The organism is Cryobacterium sp. SO2, assembly GCF_026151165.2.
GTDB lineage: Bacteria > Actinomycetota > Actinomycetes > Actinomycetales > Microbacteriaceae > Cryobacterium.
In genome coordinates this window covers 3902540-3920402 of sequence record NZ_CP117849.1, presented here as the reverse complement: position 1 = coordinate 3920402, position 17863 = coordinate 3902540, and the positions used below count along the sequence as shown (strand labels likewise).

The 17863-nt window shown below is 65.6% G+C and carries 15 protein-coding genes; 8 read left to right on the top strand and 7 right to left on the bottom strand.

Annotated elements, in window-relative coordinates; genetic code table 11:
* Positions 1-10: 10 nt before the first annotated feature.
* Genes BJQ94_RS18460 through BJQ94_RS18440 form a run of 5 tightly spaced genes read left to right on the top strand, consistent with a single transcriptional unit; the run spans position 11 to position 6070 of the window.
* Positions 11-1660, top strand: coding sequence for an AMP-binding protein (locus BJQ94_RS18460; protein ID WP_265399230.1), 1650 nt, complete (start codon positions 11-13; stop codon positions 1658-1660).
* Between the two features lie 41 nt (positions 1661-1701).
* On the top strand, positions 1702-3342 hold the full coding sequence (locus tag BJQ94_RS18455) for a condensation domain-containing protein (RefSeq protein ID WP_265399231.1): 1641 nt from the start codon (positions 1702-1704) through the stop codon (positions 3340-3342).
* Positions 3339-4193 (top strand): transketolase, encoded by an 855-nt coding sequence (locus tag BJQ94_RS18450; RefSeq protein WP_265399232.1) that lies wholly within the window; start codon positions 3339-3341, stop codon positions 4191-4193. Before BJQ94_RS18455 ends, BJQ94_RS18450 begins: the two co-directional genes overlap by 4 nt.
* Positions 4190-5149: a transketolase C-terminal domain-containing protein gene (locus BJQ94_RS18445; protein WP_265399233.1), complete on the top strand. Its 960-nt coding sequence runs from the start codon at positions 4190-4192 to the stop codon at positions 5147-5149. The genes BJQ94_RS18450 and BJQ94_RS18445 overlap by 4 nt, the downstream gene beginning before the upstream one ends.
* Before the next feature lie 3 nt (positions 5150-5152).
* The gene (locus BJQ94_RS18440; protein ID WP_265399234.1) at positions 5153-6070 is read left to right on the top strand and encodes a TIGR03560 family F420-dependent LLM class oxidoreductase; all 918 of its coding nucleotides are present in this window, start codon (positions 5153-5155) and stop codon (positions 6068-6070) included.
* Here the strand turns inward: BJQ94_RS18440 and BJQ94_RS18435 are convergent.
* From BJQ94_RS18435 to BJQ94_RS18425, 3 genes are read right to left on the bottom strand one after another with little or no spacing between them, the layout of a single operon-like run.
* Positions 6067-7461, bottom strand: a complete 1395-nt coding sequence (locus BJQ94_RS18435; RefSeq protein ID WP_265399235.1) for a hypothetical protein — start codon at positions 7459-7461, stop codon at positions 6067-6069. The two genes, BJQ94_RS18440 and BJQ94_RS18435, sit on opposite strands and share 4 nt — an antisense overlap.
* The gene (locus tag BJQ94_RS18430; protein ID WP_265399236.1) at positions 7458-8939 is read right to left on the bottom strand and encodes an alpha-L-fucosidase; all 1482 of its coding nucleotides are present in this window, start codon (positions 8937-8939) and stop codon (positions 7458-7460) included. Before BJQ94_RS18430 ends, BJQ94_RS18435 begins: the two co-directional genes overlap by 4 nt.
* Entirely contained in the window at positions 8933-9676 is a 744-nt protein-coding gene (locus BJQ94_RS18425) for an SDR family NAD(P)-dependent oxidoreductase (RefSeq protein ID WP_265399237.1), read from the bottom strand. The genes BJQ94_RS18430 and BJQ94_RS18425 overlap by 7 nt, the downstream gene beginning before the upstream one ends.
* 661 nt (positions 9677-10337) lie before the next feature.
* Here BJQ94_RS18425 and BJQ94_RS18420 point away from each other — a divergent pair.
* Positions 10338-11057 carry a FadR/GntR family transcriptional regulator gene (locus BJQ94_RS18420; protein WP_265399238.1) on the top strand — a complete coding sequence of 240 codons (720 nt, stop codon included), beginning with the start codon at positions 10338-10340 and terminating at the stop codon, positions 11055-11057.
* Here the strand turns inward: BJQ94_RS18420 and BJQ94_RS18415 are convergent.
* Genes BJQ94_RS18415 through BJQ94_RS18400 form a run of 4 tightly spaced genes read right to left on the bottom strand, consistent with a single transcriptional unit; the run spans position 11054 to position 14457 of the window.
* The gene (locus BJQ94_RS18415) at positions 11054-11926 is read right to left on the bottom strand and encodes a fumarylacetoacetate hydrolase family protein (RefSeq protein ID WP_265399239.1); all 873 of its coding nucleotides are present in this window, start codon (positions 11924-11926) and stop codon (positions 11054-11056) included. The genes BJQ94_RS18420 and BJQ94_RS18415 overlap by 4 nt on opposite strands.
* Positions 11923-12768 carry an amidohydrolase family protein gene (locus BJQ94_RS18410; protein WP_265399240.1) on the bottom strand — a complete coding sequence of 282 codons (846 nt, stop codon included), beginning with the start codon at positions 12766-12768 and terminating at the stop codon, positions 11923-11925. Before BJQ94_RS18410 ends, BJQ94_RS18415 begins: the two co-directional genes overlap by 4 nt.
* Positions 12765-13718, bottom strand: coding sequence for an aldo/keto reductase (locus BJQ94_RS18405; protein WP_265399241.1), 954 nt, complete (start codon positions 13716-13718; stop codon positions 12765-12767). Before BJQ94_RS18405 ends, BJQ94_RS18410 begins: the two co-directional genes overlap by 4 nt.
* On the bottom strand, positions 13705-14457 hold the full coding sequence (locus tag BJQ94_RS18400; RefSeq protein WP_265399242.1) for an SDR family oxidoreductase: 753 nt from the start codon (positions 14455-14457) through the stop codon (positions 13705-13707). The genes BJQ94_RS18405 and BJQ94_RS18400 overlap by 14 nt, the downstream gene beginning before the upstream one ends.
* Before the next feature lie 118 nt (positions 14458-14575).
* Between BJQ94_RS18400 and BJQ94_RS18395 the strand changes: the two genes are divergently transcribed.
* Together BJQ94_RS18395 and BJQ94_RS18390 are read left to right on the top strand one after the other, a co-directional pair.
* Positions 14576-15895, top strand: a complete 1320-nt coding sequence (locus BJQ94_RS18395; RefSeq protein ID WP_265399243.1) for an enolase C-terminal domain-like protein — start codon at positions 14576-14578, stop codon at positions 15893-15895.
* Entirely contained in the window at positions 15885-17852 is a 1968-nt protein-coding gene (locus tag BJQ94_RS18390) for a beta-galactosidase (RefSeq protein WP_265399244.1), read from the top strand. The genes BJQ94_RS18395 and BJQ94_RS18390 overlap by 11 nt, the downstream gene beginning before the upstream one ends.
* The last annotated feature ends 11 nt before the right edge of the window (positions 17853-17863 follow it).

Genomic DNA, 17863 nt, shown 5'->3' with positions numbered 1-17863 from the left:
AGACTTCCGTATGAGCGGCACACTCTTCGACTGGATGATCCGTCACGCCGAGCGCACCCCGAACGAAGCGGCGGTAATCGTAGACGCTCCCGACGGCTCGGTGTCGCACTCCTGGACCGACCTGTCCAAGCTCACGGCGCGCATACGCGGCGGGTTGCTGACACGCAACATCCGGGCGGGCGACCGGGTGGCGCTCTCTCTGCCGAACGGAGTCGAACTGATCGCCTCGTTCCTGGCGATCCTCGCCGAGGGTGCCGTGGCCGTGGTGCTGCCCACGCCCGGCGGACGACGCGACAGCTCCTACGTGTCACGGCTGTCCGGTGTCTGGTCGGACTGTGCACCAGTCTTGCTGATCGAAGCCGACGAACTCGCCGAGCGGCGGAGGGCATTCCCAGCAGTCGCCGGGCTACGGGCCGTGCCGATCGTCGAACTATGTGGGGCCCAAGCCGCCGCCGGACACGACGCGGCGCGTCGAGTGCCTTCGTCGCAAGCGGCCTTGCTCCAGTACACCTCCGGCTCCACGAGAACCCCCCGCGGGGTGGTTGTCACGAACCGGATGATTCAGGCCAACTGCCGCCAGGCGGCTGAGGTCTACGGAGACCGGGCCGACGACGTCGTTGTGAGCTGGGTTCCGCTGTATCACGACATGGGCTTGGTCACGGCCGTGATGCGCCCGCTATTCGCTGGCTACACCACGGTGCTTCAGCAGCCGACGGACTTCGTCGCTGATCCTCTGCGCTGGCTGCGCGCTATCAGCCGTTACGGCGGAACCCTTTCGAGCGCTCCGGACTTCGCCTATGCTTACTGCGCCAGGCGGCTCACGCCAGCCGATCTCATCGGGCTGGACCTTTCCCGGTGGCGGGTCGCGCGGGACGCCGGCGAGCTCGTGCGGCCCTCCACTTTCGACGCGTTCGTGGAGCTGACCCGCGCGGCGAGATTCGCTCCGGAGACGTTTTGCCCCTCGTATGGCATGGCGGAGGCAACGCTCACCGTGACTGCGACGACTCCAAGCAGCCGCCCAATGCGCGTCCGGGTCGACCGTGAGCAGCTTATTGTCGGCAATCGGGTCGTTCGCGACAGCGGCAGTCACGAGCTCGTCTCCAGTGGGATGCCGGTGTCCGGCACGGTGGTGCGGGTCGCGGACGGGGACGACCGCGGAGGAAGTCAGGACGGTCGGGTTGGAGAGCTAGAGGTCTCGGGTCCGCAGGTGGCCGAGCATTATTACTCCGCACCGATCCCGCGGTCGCCGGAGGGTGGGATCCGCACTGGTGATCTCGGTTTCGTGCTCGAGGGGCACGTCTTTGTTTTGGGCCGTCACGACGACGTCGTGGTCGTCAACGGTGTCAACTGTTTTCAGCAGGACATCACCGAGGCTTGCGCAGGTGTCGCTGGGGTGCGTGCCGGGCGCATAGCTGCTTTTGTCGACGATCGAGACCCGTCGCGGCAGTCATTGGTGGTCCTCGTGGAGTCCTCGAAGGAGGGCGACGTAAAACGTATGGCTGGGGAGATCCGGTCCCGCGTGTTCCAAGCGCTCGGTCTGATCGTCGGCCACACCGAACTCGTCGCGCCGGGCGAGCTTCCGGTTACCACGAGTGGCAAGGTACGGATTGCGGCCGCGCGCGATGCCTGGCTCGCCGCGACTGAGGCGGTCGCACGTTGAGTGGGGCTGCGCAGTCGGAGCTCGAGCACGCCCTGACATCCGTGCTCCGGTTGGTTCTGGCGACCGACAACCTCGATGCCGAAACCTCGCTATTTTCAGCCGGAGGAACCTCTATGCACGCTGAGATCTTCGCCCGCGCCGCCTCGGAGGCCACGGGTCGCTCAATCACCTTCACTGACGTTTTCCAGAACGCCAGCCCCGCGCAGATGGCTAAGGCGCTGGTGGAACAGGGAGAGGATCGCACTCTCGCGGTGGAGCTTCCGCCGCGCAGTGACCCCGCCGAGTGGCGGACGGTCAGCGAGAATCAGGCGGCGCGACTGGAGCGGCTCCGGCTGTCGGAGGCGACCGGCCGGGCAATGTTCCGCGGCGAGGCTGAGATCGTAGGGGCGGGCCTCGAGATCGCCGGACTGATCGACGTGCCGGCGCTCGCTGAGACCGTCGAGGATCTGGTCCGCGGAACCGGTGCCCTGCGCACTGTTTTCGACTGGCGGGCGGGAACGATGCGGCAACGCGTGAGCCCCGAGATTTTCGGCCTGGAGCGGATCGATGCCACCGGAATGCCGGCCGTCGAGATCGCCGCAGCCGTTCGCCGCCCGTTCGCACTGGACAGCGGACGGCTCGGCCGATTCGTGCTCGTGTCGTTCGCACCGGATCGCCACCAGCTCTGGATCGTGCTCGAGCACATCGTGTCTGATGCGGTCTCCTGGGACCTTGTCGTCGCCGGCCTCGCCCGGGAATACTCGCGAAGGGTCACGGGCCTCACCGCTCCGTCGGGATCCGAGATCGAGCCCGCATCCTTGCACGCCGACGTTGAGGGCGTCGAGTTCGCGGCCTTAGAGGCCTCATGGTGCGAGAGCGCGCGCGGCCGGGAAGCCGAACGGCACTGGCTCGCACAGATCGGTGACGGCCCGGTGTGGCGCGAGTTCGCGCATCCCGCGCTCGCGCCGCCGAGCGACCCTCTGGGCGAAGACGTCCTTCTGCTACACGTGGCCGGCCGTGACGCGGGCCACCGACTGAGAGAGCGCGCCGCCGAGCTCGGCACCACGTTGCACGCCCTGGCCGTCTTCAGCCTGGCCCGCGCGGCCGCACGCGTTACTGGGGTTCCAGACGCAACCATCTACTGGTACACCTCGAACCGAAGCTTGCCGAACGTCGCCACGACCGTCGGCTCCGTCGCGGGGATCACCCTTGCACGAATCTCACCGGTTCCCGAGGTGCGCAGCGAGCAAGAGGTGCGCCGGGTCACCGCCGTTGTGGCGGAGTCTATGGCCCAGGCTTTCCATCCGATCGACCGCATCGCGCGGGTGCACCGCCACGATGACTGGATCCTTCCGGAGGACCGCGCCATTCTTGTGCTGCACGTCAACCCGGAACCGGCACCGGAATCCGAACCGGCACCGGATTCCGAACGGGGACCGGGAGCCGTCTTCGCGGACGGCTCGGCCGCGCCGGACGTGTTCCGCTGGGCGGGACTCCGGGTCACGGCGGTGCCGGCGAGCCACAGCCGGGACCGGCGTGGCTACACCATCGATGCCTCGACGCGGTTCACCAACGAGGCCTTTTTGATTGGGCTGAGCTACCGCGAAGACATGCTGACCTCCGGCGCGGCTCGGGAACTCCTCGACGCCTTCCGCATCGAGCTGCTCGACTTCGCGCCCAACCTTATGAAAGGAAAGCCATGATTTCGCACGCTCACCTCGATGAACGCTCCCTGGCGCTTCGACGGATTGCCCTCAAGGCACTGATCGACGTGGGCGGAGGCCACGTCGGAGCCTCGTTCTCCAGTATGGAGATCATGCGGGTGCTCTACGACTCGGTCGCCGCCCATCGTCCCTCCGAGCCGCTCTGGGCAGGCCGGGACCGGATCATCCTGAGTAAGGGGCACGGCTGCCTCTCGCAATATGTACTGCTGGCTGACCACCGTTACTTCGATGTAGGCGAAATCAGCCGGGTGGGGAAGCGTTTCGCGATGCTTGGCGGTCATCCTGAAAGCGGCCAGGTTCCCGGGGTGGAGTTCTCCACCGGATCCCTCGGCCACGGCCTCTCCGTCGGAGTCGGCATGGCCATCGAACTTCGCCGTCGGAGGTCGGCGAGCCGAGTTTTCGTGGTGCTCGGAGACGGTGAGCTCGGGGAGGGTTCGGTATGGGAGGCACTGCTGTCTGCGCGACACCATGGCCTCACGAACCTTGCCGTGATCGTCGACCGCAACGGACTCCAGTCGGCCGGACGTACCTCCGACATCCTCGACACCGGTCCGCTCGTCGAAATGCTCGCGGCGTTCGGATGCCTCGTACGTGAGGTCGACGGTCACGATCCGGTAGCACTCGAGGCTGCGCTGACCGCACCGGACAAGGGCAAGGGTCCGCTCGCCGTGGTCTGCGCCACCACCAAGGGCCGCGGGCTCGCTGTGGCCGAGAACACTCCCACCTGGCACTATCGGATGGGCTTCACCGAAGAGGAGATCGCGTCAATGTGGGAATCCCTGTCCGCCCGATCCGGCCTGGAGCCGGAGCCGTCCGAGGCGGTCCGATGACCGCCGAGAGCCTCTGGGACGTCGTGCACAGGCTCGCCCGCGAGGATCCATCTATCGTGTTCGTGGGATCCGACCTCAACCCCACGCTCCTCGCCGAAATGCGGACCGAGCTGCCGGAGCAGTTCATGATGGAGGGCATCCAGGAACAACACCTGATCGGTATGGCCGCGGGGATGGCGCTGGAAGGTGCACAACCGGTGGTGTCGACGATCGCTACCTTCCTTACCCGCCGCTGCTTCGAGCAGGTGCATATCGACATCGGCTTGCACGGCCTCCCAGTCGTGCTCCTGGGCACAGGACCGGGGGTGGCTTACCACTTCTTCGGCCCCACCCACTGCGCCGTCGACGACTTCGCACTTTTGCGCACTATCCCTGGGGTGACGCTCATATCGCCCGGTTCGATGGCGGAAGCCGCAGTGCTTCTAGAGGAGGCGTTGCGCACGAAGCGCTTCGCCTACATCCGGGTACCTCGGCCGGACTACGCCGTGCCGGAGACGAATCTAGCGCCGCGAATCGGGGTTCCGGTCACTTTGCGCGAGGGCTGCGACGTCGCGATTCTCTCGACCGGGGCGCTGACCCCAGGCGCCGTGGAGGCGGCAGAGCGATTGGCCGACGAGGGGCTCTCGGTCGCTGTGCACCACGTGCACACGATCAAGCCCCTTGACCCGGACTCCGTGCGCGCGATCGTGGGGGCTGTGCCGCTGGTTATGACTGTGGAGGAGCACCTACGCGATGGCGGGCTAGGGTCGGCCGTTCTCGAAATCCTCGCGGACGGGGGCGCGGGTACGGACGCGAGTGGATCGTGGATGCCAGTACCCCGGGTGGTACGCCTGGGCCTGCCGGACCGCTACGTGGCCGGGTACGGGAGCTGGGCCGACGCCGTGGCCGCGGCCGGTCTCGACGCTGATTCCATCGCGGCGGAACTTCGCCGCGCACCCGTGAAAGCGAGGAGCTGAACAATGGATCTCCGCATCCTTATAGAACCTCAGGAGGGAGCGGGCTTCGACGACCAGCGGGCCGCCGCCGTACTTGCCGAAGAGCTGGGTTTCGGTGGGTTCTTCCGCACCGACCACTTTCTTCCTCTCGGCCTCGGTGGCGGGGAGGCTATGCCCGAGACCTCTGACGCATGGGTGAGCCTGGCGGCGCTGGCCCGCGAGACCTCCCGCATCCGCCTAGGCACCCTCGTCACAGCGGCAACGTTCCGGCTACCCGGTCCGCTGGCTGTGCAGGTGTCGCAGGTTGACTCGCTGTCTGGCGGCCGGATCGAACTAGGGTTGGGCGCCGGCTGGTTCGAGCGCGAGCACCGGGCGTACGGCATCCCGTTCCCCGACGTCGTCACTCGTTTTGACCGGCTGGAGGAGCAGCTGGAGATCCTCTCCCGGTTCTGGCGTACCCCGGTCGGCGAGACGTTCAGCTTCGAGGGCGCTCACTACCGTCTGGAGGATTGCCCTGCCCTGCCGAGGGCCGTGCAGACGCCGCCACCCATAATCGTGGGAGGGAAGGGCAAGCCGCGAGGGTTGCGCCTCGCGGCGCGATGGGCCGCGGAGTTCAACCTCGAGTTCCCGCGTCCGGGCACACCCGAGACCGTTCGCGGACGCCTGCGAGAGACTTGCGCCGCTGAGGGGCGAGATCTCGACACACTCGTGTTTTCAGCCGCGCACCTTGCGTGCGTCGGGCGGACCCGCGCCGAGCTCTCCGACCGGGCAGGCCGAGCAGGCCTTGATTTGGGTCTTGATCTGGGCGCGATCATCGGCACGGTCGACGAGGCCCGGTCCGCACTCGCCAGACTGGGGGAGCAGGGCATCACCCGCTTCTACCTTCAGCTACCGGATCTGCGCGACCTCGACCACCTGCGCTCGCTCGCCGAGTTGCTCTAGACCTCAGTGGGCTCTGGCATCAGGGCGATCAGCTCGTCGCCCGGCCAATCCAGTTGCGGACGAGGTCCAACGGTGCATCGGAGGGCGCTTGCATCGGCCAGCACTCGGGAGGCCGGGTGCCCGGTGATCGCCGCGTAGTCGTGGATAACCCCCAGCAGGCAGGTGGCGAGTAATCGCAGGGCGTCCGGGCTGCGCCGGCGCGTGTCGTCCGAGAGCTCAAGCACTATCTCGCCCGGCCGGCGGTACAGCACGAGTTCGGTGGCTCGCCAGAGCGTGCTGATTGAGCCGATCGTTCCGACCCGATCGCCGTGTCCCGGAATGATCGTGGGAGTATGAAGGGTTGATGAGGACGTGTCGACCTCCAGGTGTGGAGCATATATAGGTACCCCGTCGCCGTCGCGAAGGGAATCCTCCACGCCGAGACCGGAGTCCGCGAGCGTGAGGTCGGAGACGGGCCAGCATGCTGACGCGGCCTGAAGTTGCGAGTCGAGCTGTCGCGCCCAGTCCTTCGGGGCGAGTGCTAGGGCATGTGCGCCATTGATGAGGACGGGGAGGTATGAGGCGAAATTTGCGACGCAGCGCCGGCGTTGCTCGTCGTTGCGATTGTGCTCGAGACTCTGCAAGCGCACGTTCCCGCTGGCCTGGACGAGCTGGTCGGCCTTGACGAAGGCGGCTCGTATAAGGCTCTGCCACGGAACTCCGATCTCGCGTGCCGCCGCAATGAACCGGCGGTGGCTCTGCTCGGAGATTGCGATGCCGACCTGTATTAGTCTCCGTTCGCCGCCGCGAGGGCGCATCGGTTTCTGCACCCAGCCGGGCGCGAAGGCCTCGGCGACGAATTTGTTGTTGCGCTGCAGCCGAGCCTGCCCCGCAGGACTGCCCTCATCGAGGGCTATCCGCACGAAGCTCGCTGGCAGTCGCCAGCTTAGGGGGCGGCCGTACGCGATGCTACGGATGGCGTGGGTGAGGTCGGAGGCCAGCAGCAGCAGACCTAGCTGATCGCTGACGCTGTGACAGACCTTGAGCACGAGCTTGCGCAACGGAGCCTCGACGAGCCCCGCTACCCAGCGGGGACGCTCGCTAGGCCACGGCCTTCCGTCGACTTCGCGCCAAGAAGGGTCGGTGGCGATGTCCATAACGTACACGGGCACGTCGGCGGTATCGAGCAGGTATTGCTCGCGACCGCGCGCTCCGGGAACCGGCACAACCCGCAGTGATTCATGCCGATTGACCACCAGTCCGAGCGCCGCGGTCAGCTGCGCGCGGTCGAGGTGCTCGGCGTCGACCGCGAGCGTCAGCCACCAGGCGTACGGCATGCCGTCCGGAGTTCCCCAGCAATCGGCCTGGGTTGTGATCGTCGGAAGGCGTAATCGAGTCACGGCGTGTGTCACCTCTGTGATGGTGTGCCTAGCGCGTCGGTGGCGAGGCCGAGCCGGATTACCCGGGGGGCGCCCGGTACGGCATCCGATTGGCTTGCCGCCGCCACGCTCACTCGCGTTCCGTGGTCCCGCCGTTCCCAGTTCAGGGGCGGAGAATCGAGGTACTCCACCGTCGTTCCGGCAATGATCCGCACCGGCAGATCGATTGTTTTCGAGTCCATTGCCTGCGCGGGAAGGAAGCCGTAAAGGCATCCGTCGGCGCCCACCGTGAACCGGATTGGCCCTTTGGGTGCTCCCGGCCATGGGCGGCTCCCGCGGATCGCGACGCCGTTTGTCTCGAGCCAGCGACCGATCTCGCGCAGCCGGTCGCTCTGCCTCGGGTCGATCGTTCCGTCGGCGCGCGGGCCGATGTTCAGAAGCAGATTGCCGCCGTCTGCCACGACTTCCACGAGCGTTTCGATCAGTTCCGCACTACTCGCGTAGTCGTCGTCCTCCTCCCGGGCGTTGTAGCCGAATGAGGTGCCGATGCTGCGGCAGGCCTCGAAAGGACGCTCTCCTGAAGTGTCGCGCGGATGCAATCCGTATTCATAGGAGTGGAAGTCGCCGTGCGCGTCGGCGGAGGCCCGGTCGTTGACCAGGACTCCGTCTGTTTCCCTCTCCTCTGCGCTGTTGTAGAAATCGGCGATGAGTCGATCCGCTTTGTAATATTCTGAGTCGCCCGGCAGATCGAACCACAGAATAGAAGGCTCGTAGTCGTGGATCAGTTCCTCGATCTGGGGCACGACGTGACCACGGGCGTAGTCGGAGACAGGACGGTAGCCGCGATAGCCGACCGATTCACCCGTGTCACGGTCGGCGGCGCGCCGCTGCCGGTTGAAGGCGAGATCGAAGAGGGGATCGTTCTGGTCGGCCATCACCCTGGGGTGCGGGGCGGGGTTGAACCATTCCGCCATGGCGTAGAAGAGTCCGGTGTGAAGCGGTGAGGCTTCGGCGGCCCGCATTAACTCGCCGACGACGTCGCGTCGCGGCCCGAGGTCGACGCTGTTGCGCCCGGATGTCGCAGTCGGCCACAAGGCAACACCGTCGTGGTGCTTTGCGACGAGCACAAAGTAACCCGCTCCGCTGCGTTCGATCAGATCGATCCAATCCTGAGGATCCCACTTCTCTGCCCGCCAGCGGTCGAGAAGGTCGTCATAGGTGACGTTGGCCCCGAAGGCATCACGATGGTAGTCGCGATGCAGGCCGTCGGGGGAGCGACCACCGTCGGACGCCTGCTGTGGCAACGCATCGTGAAGTTCACCGGGAGCGAGCTGCTGAAAGAACCAATACCACTCCGAGAACGCGAAGAAAGAGTCGGTCGGCTCGGCGAAGGCCGGCACGGCGTACGGACCCCATGTGATGAGAACCCCGAATTTTGCGTCCTGCCACCACGGCGGTACCCGGTGCCGAGCGAGCGACTCCCGGGTCGCCGAATACGGCTCATCTACCACTCGACCGGTCCTTCCCACTCGAAAAAACCGCCGGTCGGCCCGTCGTCGTCGAGCGTGGCCATCAGCACAAGCACGCGCGCTCCATCGCTCGGATGCTGTCCCACGAATCCGCTCACCTGAGTGGCGGTAGTGCCCGGTCCCACGGAGTTGATCTTGATGTGACGAAGCGCAGGATCGGAATCGAGCGTGAGGCGGGTCTGGACCGTGATCATGTTCAGTGCGGCCTTGGACGAGGCATAGGCGAGGATGGCCGCCCCGGGACCGCCGGCGGCCGCGAAGGCGGCGGCGCGAGTCAGCGACCCGCCGCCGCTGGATACGTTCACGATCCGTGGCGACGAGGCGCGGGCCAAAAGCGGGAGGGCGGCGCGCGTCAGCAAGGCGGCGCCGAAGGCGTTCACATCGAAGAGGGAGTGTAGTTGCGCCCGGGTCACGTCTCGGGCTGATCCGAGGGCGGTGACGCCGGCGTTGTTGACGAGTGCGTCGATCACGGGAGTGATGTCGGCGACGGCCTCCATGGCCGCCGCGATGCTGTCATCGTCGGCCACGTCCAGCGCGACGACATGCACCGTGCCGAGCGGCGAGAGCTCTCGCGCCGTGATAGCGGCCTCAGAGAGGTCGTAGCATCCGAGAATCACCGTGTATCCGCATTCCAGCAGCTGGCGGGCACACTCCTTCCCGATGCCGCGCTCGGCTCCCGTGACGAGCGCGACCGGCGGCGGAGCCGTCGCCTCACTCATGCGTGGCCGCTGCCTGGTTGGGCCGCAGACGCAGGCTCCGCATCCCGCCACCGATGGCAATCGAAGAGGTGTTCACGATCGCTGCGATCGGTGACAGGCGCAACGCTGGCAGCGCGGCTCGGGTGACCCCCGCGGTTGGCGGCGGCGGCCAGGCAGGTCCCGGGTGGGGCAGCGAACCGGTGTGCTTTTGCCCTTGGGCGATTGGCCATCGAAGAGGGACACCTGCCGCTGCCACTCTGGGGGTCGTTGGCGGTTGTGAAGCCCGCAATCCTGTCGCGCGGCAGGGCCTCGGCGGTGATCCACGTCGACACGAGGGCGCCGGTGAGCGGGTGTAAGTCGAGGGCCTGGCCTCCGACGAATGCCGCGGAAATCTCGTGACCGACAGAATTGAGTCGAGTTACGCGCATCATTCCTCCGAGGTTATTCGTGCTTCGGGCCGATAAATAAGGCGACAGCAGCCTCCTCTGACAGATTGACAGAGAATACATCCTATGTCTAGGTTCTGTTGTGTTTGGTCGACCGGAGGCAGCCCGAGGTCTGCTTGCGGTCATGTTCTAATCCTGAACGCCCATCGCCAGCCGGGCTTGACGGCTTGGGATGAAGTCTCCGTATTTGGGATTGTCGGGCGGTCGATCGTGTCATCCCTCGATAAACTCCGGATATGGCACTAACCGACGACGCGATCACGCAGATCAAGATGATGATTGTTGACGGTCGGCTGACTCCGGGCCAGCGGCTGGCTCCGGAAAAGGACCTGAGCGAGAGTCTGGGTCTCTCGCGGAGCTCGCTGCGCGAAGCGGTCAAAGCCCTGGCGTTAGTCGGCGTGCTCGATGTTCGGCAGGGTGACGGCACCTACGTGACGAGCCTCGATGCGGACTTACTCTTGGCACCGATGGTCTTCATGGTCGATCTGAAGTCCGGAACAGGAAACAGGGAGCTGCACACCGTGCGGCGCATTCTCGAGACCGAGGCAGCAAGCATCGCGGCCCGCCAGGTGACGCCCGAACTTGTCGCCAGCCTCACCGAGGCGCTTGCGGAGGTGGAAGCTGTGATGACGGCGTCAGACGTCGATCCAGCTGTCTTCCTCGACGGCGACATCCGCTTTCACCGGGAGATTGCGCATGCCACCGGCAACGATATCCTTGCCGCCCTCATAGACACGTTGTCCAGCCGCACCCTGCGCGAGCGCCTGTGGCGGGCGATTCACGACGATGGCGCGTTCGAGCGTACCCACCGGGAGCACCGCGCAATCCTGGATGCGATCGCCCGGGGTGAGCAGGACCAGGCCCGCATCCGCATGGCAAACCATCTGCTCGGGGTGGAAGACTTCGTGACCGAGCTGTCCGGCGACGGTCCGGTGAGCAATCTGACAGAGCCCTAGTCAAGCCCGGGCGTGACCCGGCAGTGCGTGGTCAGCTCGCCGATGCCCGCCACGCCGACCGTGACTGTTGACCCGTCAACGAGAAACACTTGCGGGTCGCGGAAATAGCCCACACCGCCGGGGGTTCCCGTAGAGATCACGGTGCCGGCTTCCAGGGTCATCCCGCGGGAGAGATACGAGATGAGGGTGGCGACTCCGCGGTGCATCTCTCGGGTGTTCGCCCGCTGCAACGGCAGGCCGTCGACCACACACCAAAGGTCGAGGGACTGGGGGTCAGGAATCTCGTCCGCCGTGACGACCACGGGTCCGATCGGGGTGAAGCCGTCCAACGACTTGGACCTGGACCACTGCTGATCACGAAACTGCAGGTCGCGCGCGCTGAGATCGTTGATGACCGTATAGCCGAAGACGTATGTGAGGGCCTCGTCGACGCTCACGTCCCGGGCGTCTCGCCCGAGAATGACGCCGAGCTCCACCTCGAAGTCGACTTGCTTGGTGAGGGAACCATCCCAGGTGATGGTGTCTCCGTCGCCCGATAGTGAACTCTGCCAGAGGGCGAAGACAATTGGGATCTCGGGCGGGTTGGCGCCCTGTTCGGTAGCGTGGTCGACGTAGTTGACGCCGATTGCGACGATTTTGGGGGGCGACTGGATCGGCGGAGCGGTACGGAACCGCGCAAGCGGACTCCAGAGCCGCGGATCCGCCTGCATCACCGCCGCCTGAACGTCGGCAAGGGAGCTGTCGGCGATCAGCGCCTCCAGCCGGGATGGAAAGCCGGCATCGAGGTCTTGCAGGATTAGCGCTTCGCCGTCTCGGACCGCGGCAAGGCGGGAACGGTTGTCGGCATCGACGAGTTGGGCAAGCTTCACGGGTTTTCCTCCAGGGTATAAACGCGACGTGCGGTGTTGGTGAAAAGGTCCGGGTCGTGTGCGCCCACGATGTCGGCCAGCATGCTGGGCCAAAGTGACGGGTCGTCTGTGGCCAGGACGCTGACGGGCCAGTCCGAGCCGTACATGGCCCGGCGCGGGGAAAACTCTTCCAACGCGTGGAGAACGTAGGGCGCAATCACCGATTCCGTCGGGTCGGAAAACAAGCATTCGGTCAACAGCCCGGAGAGTTTGACGACCGTTTGCTCGCGTCGTGACAGGTCAGTGACGAATGACCGCCAGCCTGCGCTCGGCCCCGAGGCCGTAACGGCGGGCTTGCCCAAGTGGTCGAGGACATATTGGCCCTGGGGCACGGCGTCGATCAGTCGGAGACAGCTGGCCCAGTCACGCTCGCGCACGAGAAACTCGACCGCGAGCCCCCGTTCGGCCAGGATACTCGCAGACGCCCGGACGGGGGCCTGGTCGAACCAGCCGGGGTCAGCTTCGTTCTGGACCATCGGGCGGATGGCGCGCAGGCGCCCTCCGCCCGGCGCGGCGAGCACCCTGTCGAGCATGGCATCGAGCGAATCAGGTCGCCGTAGGTCGACCCATCCGGTGACGACAGTTGGAACCGGGCTGGCGTCAGCGATGCCGCATAACCACTCCGTTTCCTGCGGGTCCGGTAGGGCCTGCACCAGCACCCGGCCGGTCAGCTCCGATCCGGTCCCGCCAGGCTGGTCAGGCAGGCCGAAGCTGCGATTAATCTTTTTCAGGGCGGGCTGTGCCAGCCAGTCGTGCGCGAACAAGTCCCGGTCCCAGAGGTGCAGGTGGGCGTCGACGGTCACCCGTTCACCTCCACCCAAAACGGCTCTGGTATCGGTTCCTGCAGCCAGTCGAGTATCTGGTCCAGCTGAGCCGCCGACGCCGGACCCAGCAGCACCGTGTGGATGCGGGCTTCCCGGGCGACGAACTGCACAGCGGCGGCGGGCAACGCCACGCAATGCGCCGCGCACACGGACCGGAGCCGATCCAGCGCCCGGGTGATGCCGGGTGGAACGGCTCCATAGTCGTACCGACCATCTGGGCTGGCGAGAATGCCACTGTTGAAGATTCCAGCGGCGATTACCCGGGTGTTCGTAGCGGCGCCCAGCGGCAGCATCGCGGGTGCGTCGGGGGAGAGCAGGGTGTACCGGCCCGCGAGAAGAACCGCGTCGAGGTCACCAGTGCCGGCAAGCTGGACCGCCACGGTGTCGGAGTTGGTGCCTACCCCGATCTGCCGTACCAGCCCGGACGCGCGCAGCTCCACTAGGGCGGGGAGTGCTTCGGCGCGGGCCTGGTCTAGGTTGTCGTCAGGATCATGCAGCAGGGCGAGGTCGAGGTAATCCAGCTTGAGTCGATCCAGGCTCTCCTCCACCGACCGCCGGATCGCCGGGGCGGAAAAATCCGTGCGCCGGGACCATCCGTTCGGCACCACGAACATCGGTTCTGGGTCCGCGCGCGGATCCCGGTCTGAAACTAAGAGCCGGCCCACCTTGCTAGAGATCTGGACCTCGTGGCGGGGAACCGTGCCGAGGAAGTCGCCGAGCCGACGCTCACTTTCTCCGGGCCCGTAGTGCGGGGCGGTATCGAAATAGCGGATGCCGCGCTCCCAAGAGCGGGCGAGCAGAGAGCGGGCATCGGCATCGGAGGACGCGCGGAATAGGTTGCCGAGGGCGGCGCAGCCGACGCCGATGACAGGCAATTCCGGGGCTACCGGGATTCTCCCGGTCGACATTGACGGTTCAGTCACGGGCATGGCGCAATCGTAGGCCAGCGATGCCACCGTCCACCTCTATGGCCGTGCCAGTGACGGATGCCGCTTCCTCTGAGAGTAGGTATTCGATGGCAGCGGCCACGTGAATGGCCGACACTAGACGCCCGGTCGGTTGGCGGGCCTCAAGCGCCTGCCGCTCGGAATCGGGGTCATCGGCCAAAGCGAGTAGGCGTTGCACCCACGGGGTGTCGACGGTTCCGGGTGACACTGCGTTCACGCGTATCCCGTCGCCAACATGGTCGGCGGCCATAGCGCGGGTCAGCGCGAGCACGGCACCCTTCGACGCGGAATAGACGGCACGTTCCGGTAGGCCGGCGGTGGCGGCGATGGACGCAATGTTGACGATCGAGGCCGCAGTCGTGCGTCGAAGAAGCGGAAGAAAGGCGCGCGAGACGCGGGCGGTGCCCACCACGTTCACATCGAGAACGCGTAGCCATTCGTCATCCGTGGCGCGTTCGACGCTTCCCTGCGCTCCGATTCCGGCGCAGTTGACGAGCCCATTCACTGCTCCGAAGAGGGACTCGACTTGTGCCGCGGCCCGCCTCACCGAGGCGTCATCCGTGACGTCGCACTCCAGGGGAGTGATCTGCCCACCAGCGGCCAGCAGGTCGCGGTCGAGAGCGACAACTGACGCTCCCGCCCTGGCCAGCCGCTGCGCCGTCTCGCGGCCGATGCCCGACGCCGCGCCGGTCACGACGATTACCCGGTTCTGCTCGGTCATGATCTCTCCTCTTCGAGAATTACGATAATACATATGATGTATTAAACGAATATAGAGCGATGATGCCGACTATGGTAGTTTTACGCCTGATACATCATACGATTGGATAGAGTAACCGATGACGCGAATCACTCATGCCGAGGTTCTCGATGTTCGGTTCCCGACCTCGCTGGAGCTAGACGGCTCGGACGCCATGAACGTCGACGCCGACTACTCTGCGACCTACGTGGTGCTCCACACGGACGGTGACCTTCTCGGATATGGCATGACGTTCACCATTGGTCGCGGCAACGAACTGTGCGTGCAAGCTGCCGGGGTGATCGCCGAGCGCCTGGTGGGCTGGGAGATCGACGGTATGCGTGAGGATATGGGCGCAATCTATCGACACGCTAAATCCGACCATCAGTTGCGCTGGCTCGGTCCTGACAAGGGTGTGGTCCACCTGGCACTCGCGGCCGTGATGAACGCAGTCTGGGACTTGGTCGCCCGCGCCGAGAATCTGCCGGTTTGGAGATTGATGGCTGCCATGACGCCCGCCCAGCTGGTCGCCGCGGCCGACTTCAGCTATCTGAGCGATGCCATCACGCCGGATGAAGCGCTCCAGCTGCTTGAGAACTTGGCGCCCACCCGCGCCGACAGAACGGCCCTGCTCGAGGCCGAGGGCTACCCGTGCTACACGACGTCTCCCGGTTGGTTGGGCTATTCCGACGAGAAAATGACTGGCCTAATCGAACAGGCCCTTGCTGACGGCTTTCAGCACATCAAGCTCAAGGTGGGTGGCAACCTCGACGACGACCGGCGCCGCTGCGCGCTAGCCCGTACGCTTATCGGTCCGGACCGGCACCTGATGATCGACGCTAACCAGATGTGGGATGTGGACGAAGCGATCGCATGGACCAACGCCCTTGCGGAGTTCAAGCCGCTATGGATCGAGGAACCTACCGCGCCGGATGACGTGCTTGGGCACGCGACCATCCGCCGGGCTGTGGCTCCGATCGGGGTCGCCACCGGGGAGCATGCCCACAACCGGGTGCTTTTCAAGCAACTGCTGCAGGCCGAAGCGATCGACTTTTGTCAGATCGATGCGTGCAGGCTGGCTGGGATCAACGAAATCCTGCCGGTGCTGTTCATGGCGGCGAAATTCCAGGTGCCCGTGTGCCCGCACGCCGGCGGGGTCGGCCTCTGCGAGCTCGTGCAGCACCTCAGTTACTTCGACTTCATCGCGGTGTCCGGTTCCCGGCAGGGCCGCGTGATCGAGTACGTTGAGCACCTGCACGAACACTTCACTGACCCGGTGACGGTTGCCCAGGCAGCTTATTGGCCGTCGGCGAAGCCGGGTTACAGCGCCCAGATGAAGGCGGAATCAGTGGCGACGTATGCATACCCGTACGGCTCCTACTGGAGCGAGGCCGCCCGGGGGGTCGCTGTTGGCGCCTGAACTGCTGTACGGGGGCGACTATAACCCGGAACAGTTCTCGCGCGAGGTCTGGGTGGAAGACGTGCGCCTGATGAAGGTAGCGCGGGTGAATACCGTTACCGTGGGAGTGTTTTCCTGGTCGTCCCTGGAGCCCAGCGAAGGCGTCTTCACGTTCGGTTGGCTCGACGATGTGCTCGACCTGCTGCACGAGAACGGGATCGGCGTGATCTTAGCCACTCCGACCGCGTCGCCGCCGCCCTGGTTCTCACTCGCGCATCCCGAAGCTTTGCCGATCACCGCCGACGGCGTGCGGTTGCTGCACGGTAGCCGGGACACCTACAACCCCGCCGCAGAGGCGTACCGGCACGCGGCCCGGCGCATCGCGACGGAGTTGGGCCGGCGTTACGGCACGCATCCGTCCCTGCGGATGTGGCACGTTCACAACGAGTACGGCACCGTGTCGTTCGGTCCGGTGGTGGATGCGGAGTTCCGGCTGTGGCTGGAGCGCAAATACGGCTCCTTATCGGCTCTCAATGAGGTCTGGAACACGACCTTCTGGTCACAGCGTTACGGGGAGTGGGCAGAGATTTTCGCCCCGCAGGCCACCCAGTACCTCGGTAACCCTGCGCAACTGCTGGACTTCAGGCGCTTTGCCGCGGAGCTGCTCCTCGCGGCGTTCAACGAACAGAGCGAGATTCTCAAGTCCCTGTCCACGGGCATCCCGGTGACTACGAACTTCATGCTTCCCAGTTGGCTGCATTACGACCAGTGGGCCTTCGCCGCGGCCGAGGACATGGTGTCGATCGACGACTATCCTTCCGAGCCCGGTGTTGAGGGCCATGCCCAGGCTGCGTTCTCCGGTGACCTCGCCCGGTCGCTGGCAGGCAACCGTCCCTGGCTGCTCATGGAGCAGGCGACCAACTTGGTCTACCGGCGCGATGCCATGCTGGTGCGCTCGACCCAGGAGATGGTCCGCTCCAGTCTTCAATACATCGCTAGAGGGTCGCTTGGGGCGTTGTTCTTCCAGTGGCGCGCGCCGCGGACCGGCGCGGAGTTGTTTCACTCCTCGATGGTGCCGCACTCCGGTGAGGATACCGACCAGTTTCGCGGCACGGTGCACTTGGGCGCCCTGCTCGCCGAGCTGTCCGAGCTTGCTCCGGGCTCGCGACAGGCGGAACCGGTCGCCGAGAACCGGGTCGCCATTCTCTGGTACCCGGAAGCATGGTGGGCCGCGGAGGCCCGAGGTTTGCCACGGGCAGACCTCAACTACCTGTCGCTCGTGCGCCAAGTTCACCGGGCGCTCTGGCTGGCCGGGGTAGGGGTGGACTTCGTGCATCCGGACCATGAGCTCTCCGGTTACGACGTGCTGCTGCTGCCGTTGGCGATCCCGCTTTCGACCGCACAGGCCGAGGCGTTCGAGGACTATGTCGGGGCCGGCGGGGTTCTGGTGGCGTGGTATTTCAGCGGAACGACCGACGACAACTTTTCAGTGGCGCCTGGCGGGTACGGTGGTCAGCTCGCCCGTGTGCTCGGTATCCGAGTGCAGATGGTGCATCCCGTTGACAACGCCCTCGAGCTTTCCGACGGTTCCACCGCCACCCGGTGGAGCGAACACCTCGATCTACGAGGTGCCGAGGCAGTGGGCCACTATCGCGGCGGAGCCCTCGACGGACAGCCCGCCGTAACCCGCCATCAGTTCGGAGGCGGTGTGGCTCACTACCTCTCCACTCACCTCGACGACGACGCCCTGCGAAGAAACCTCGTCTCTATCCTCGATCAGGCCGGAATTCAGGGCCTGGCCGGTGACGGTCTGGAAGTGATCGAGCGCCGGGTCGGCGACGGACATTTCACCATCGTGTTGAACCACACCGACGCGCCGGGCGTCGTCACCGTGCGCGGCGACGACCTGATCACCGGCCAGTCGTATGCTGGACCCACTGAAATCGCCGCAGGCGCCTACTTGATTGTGCGGACGTGAGCCTACCCACA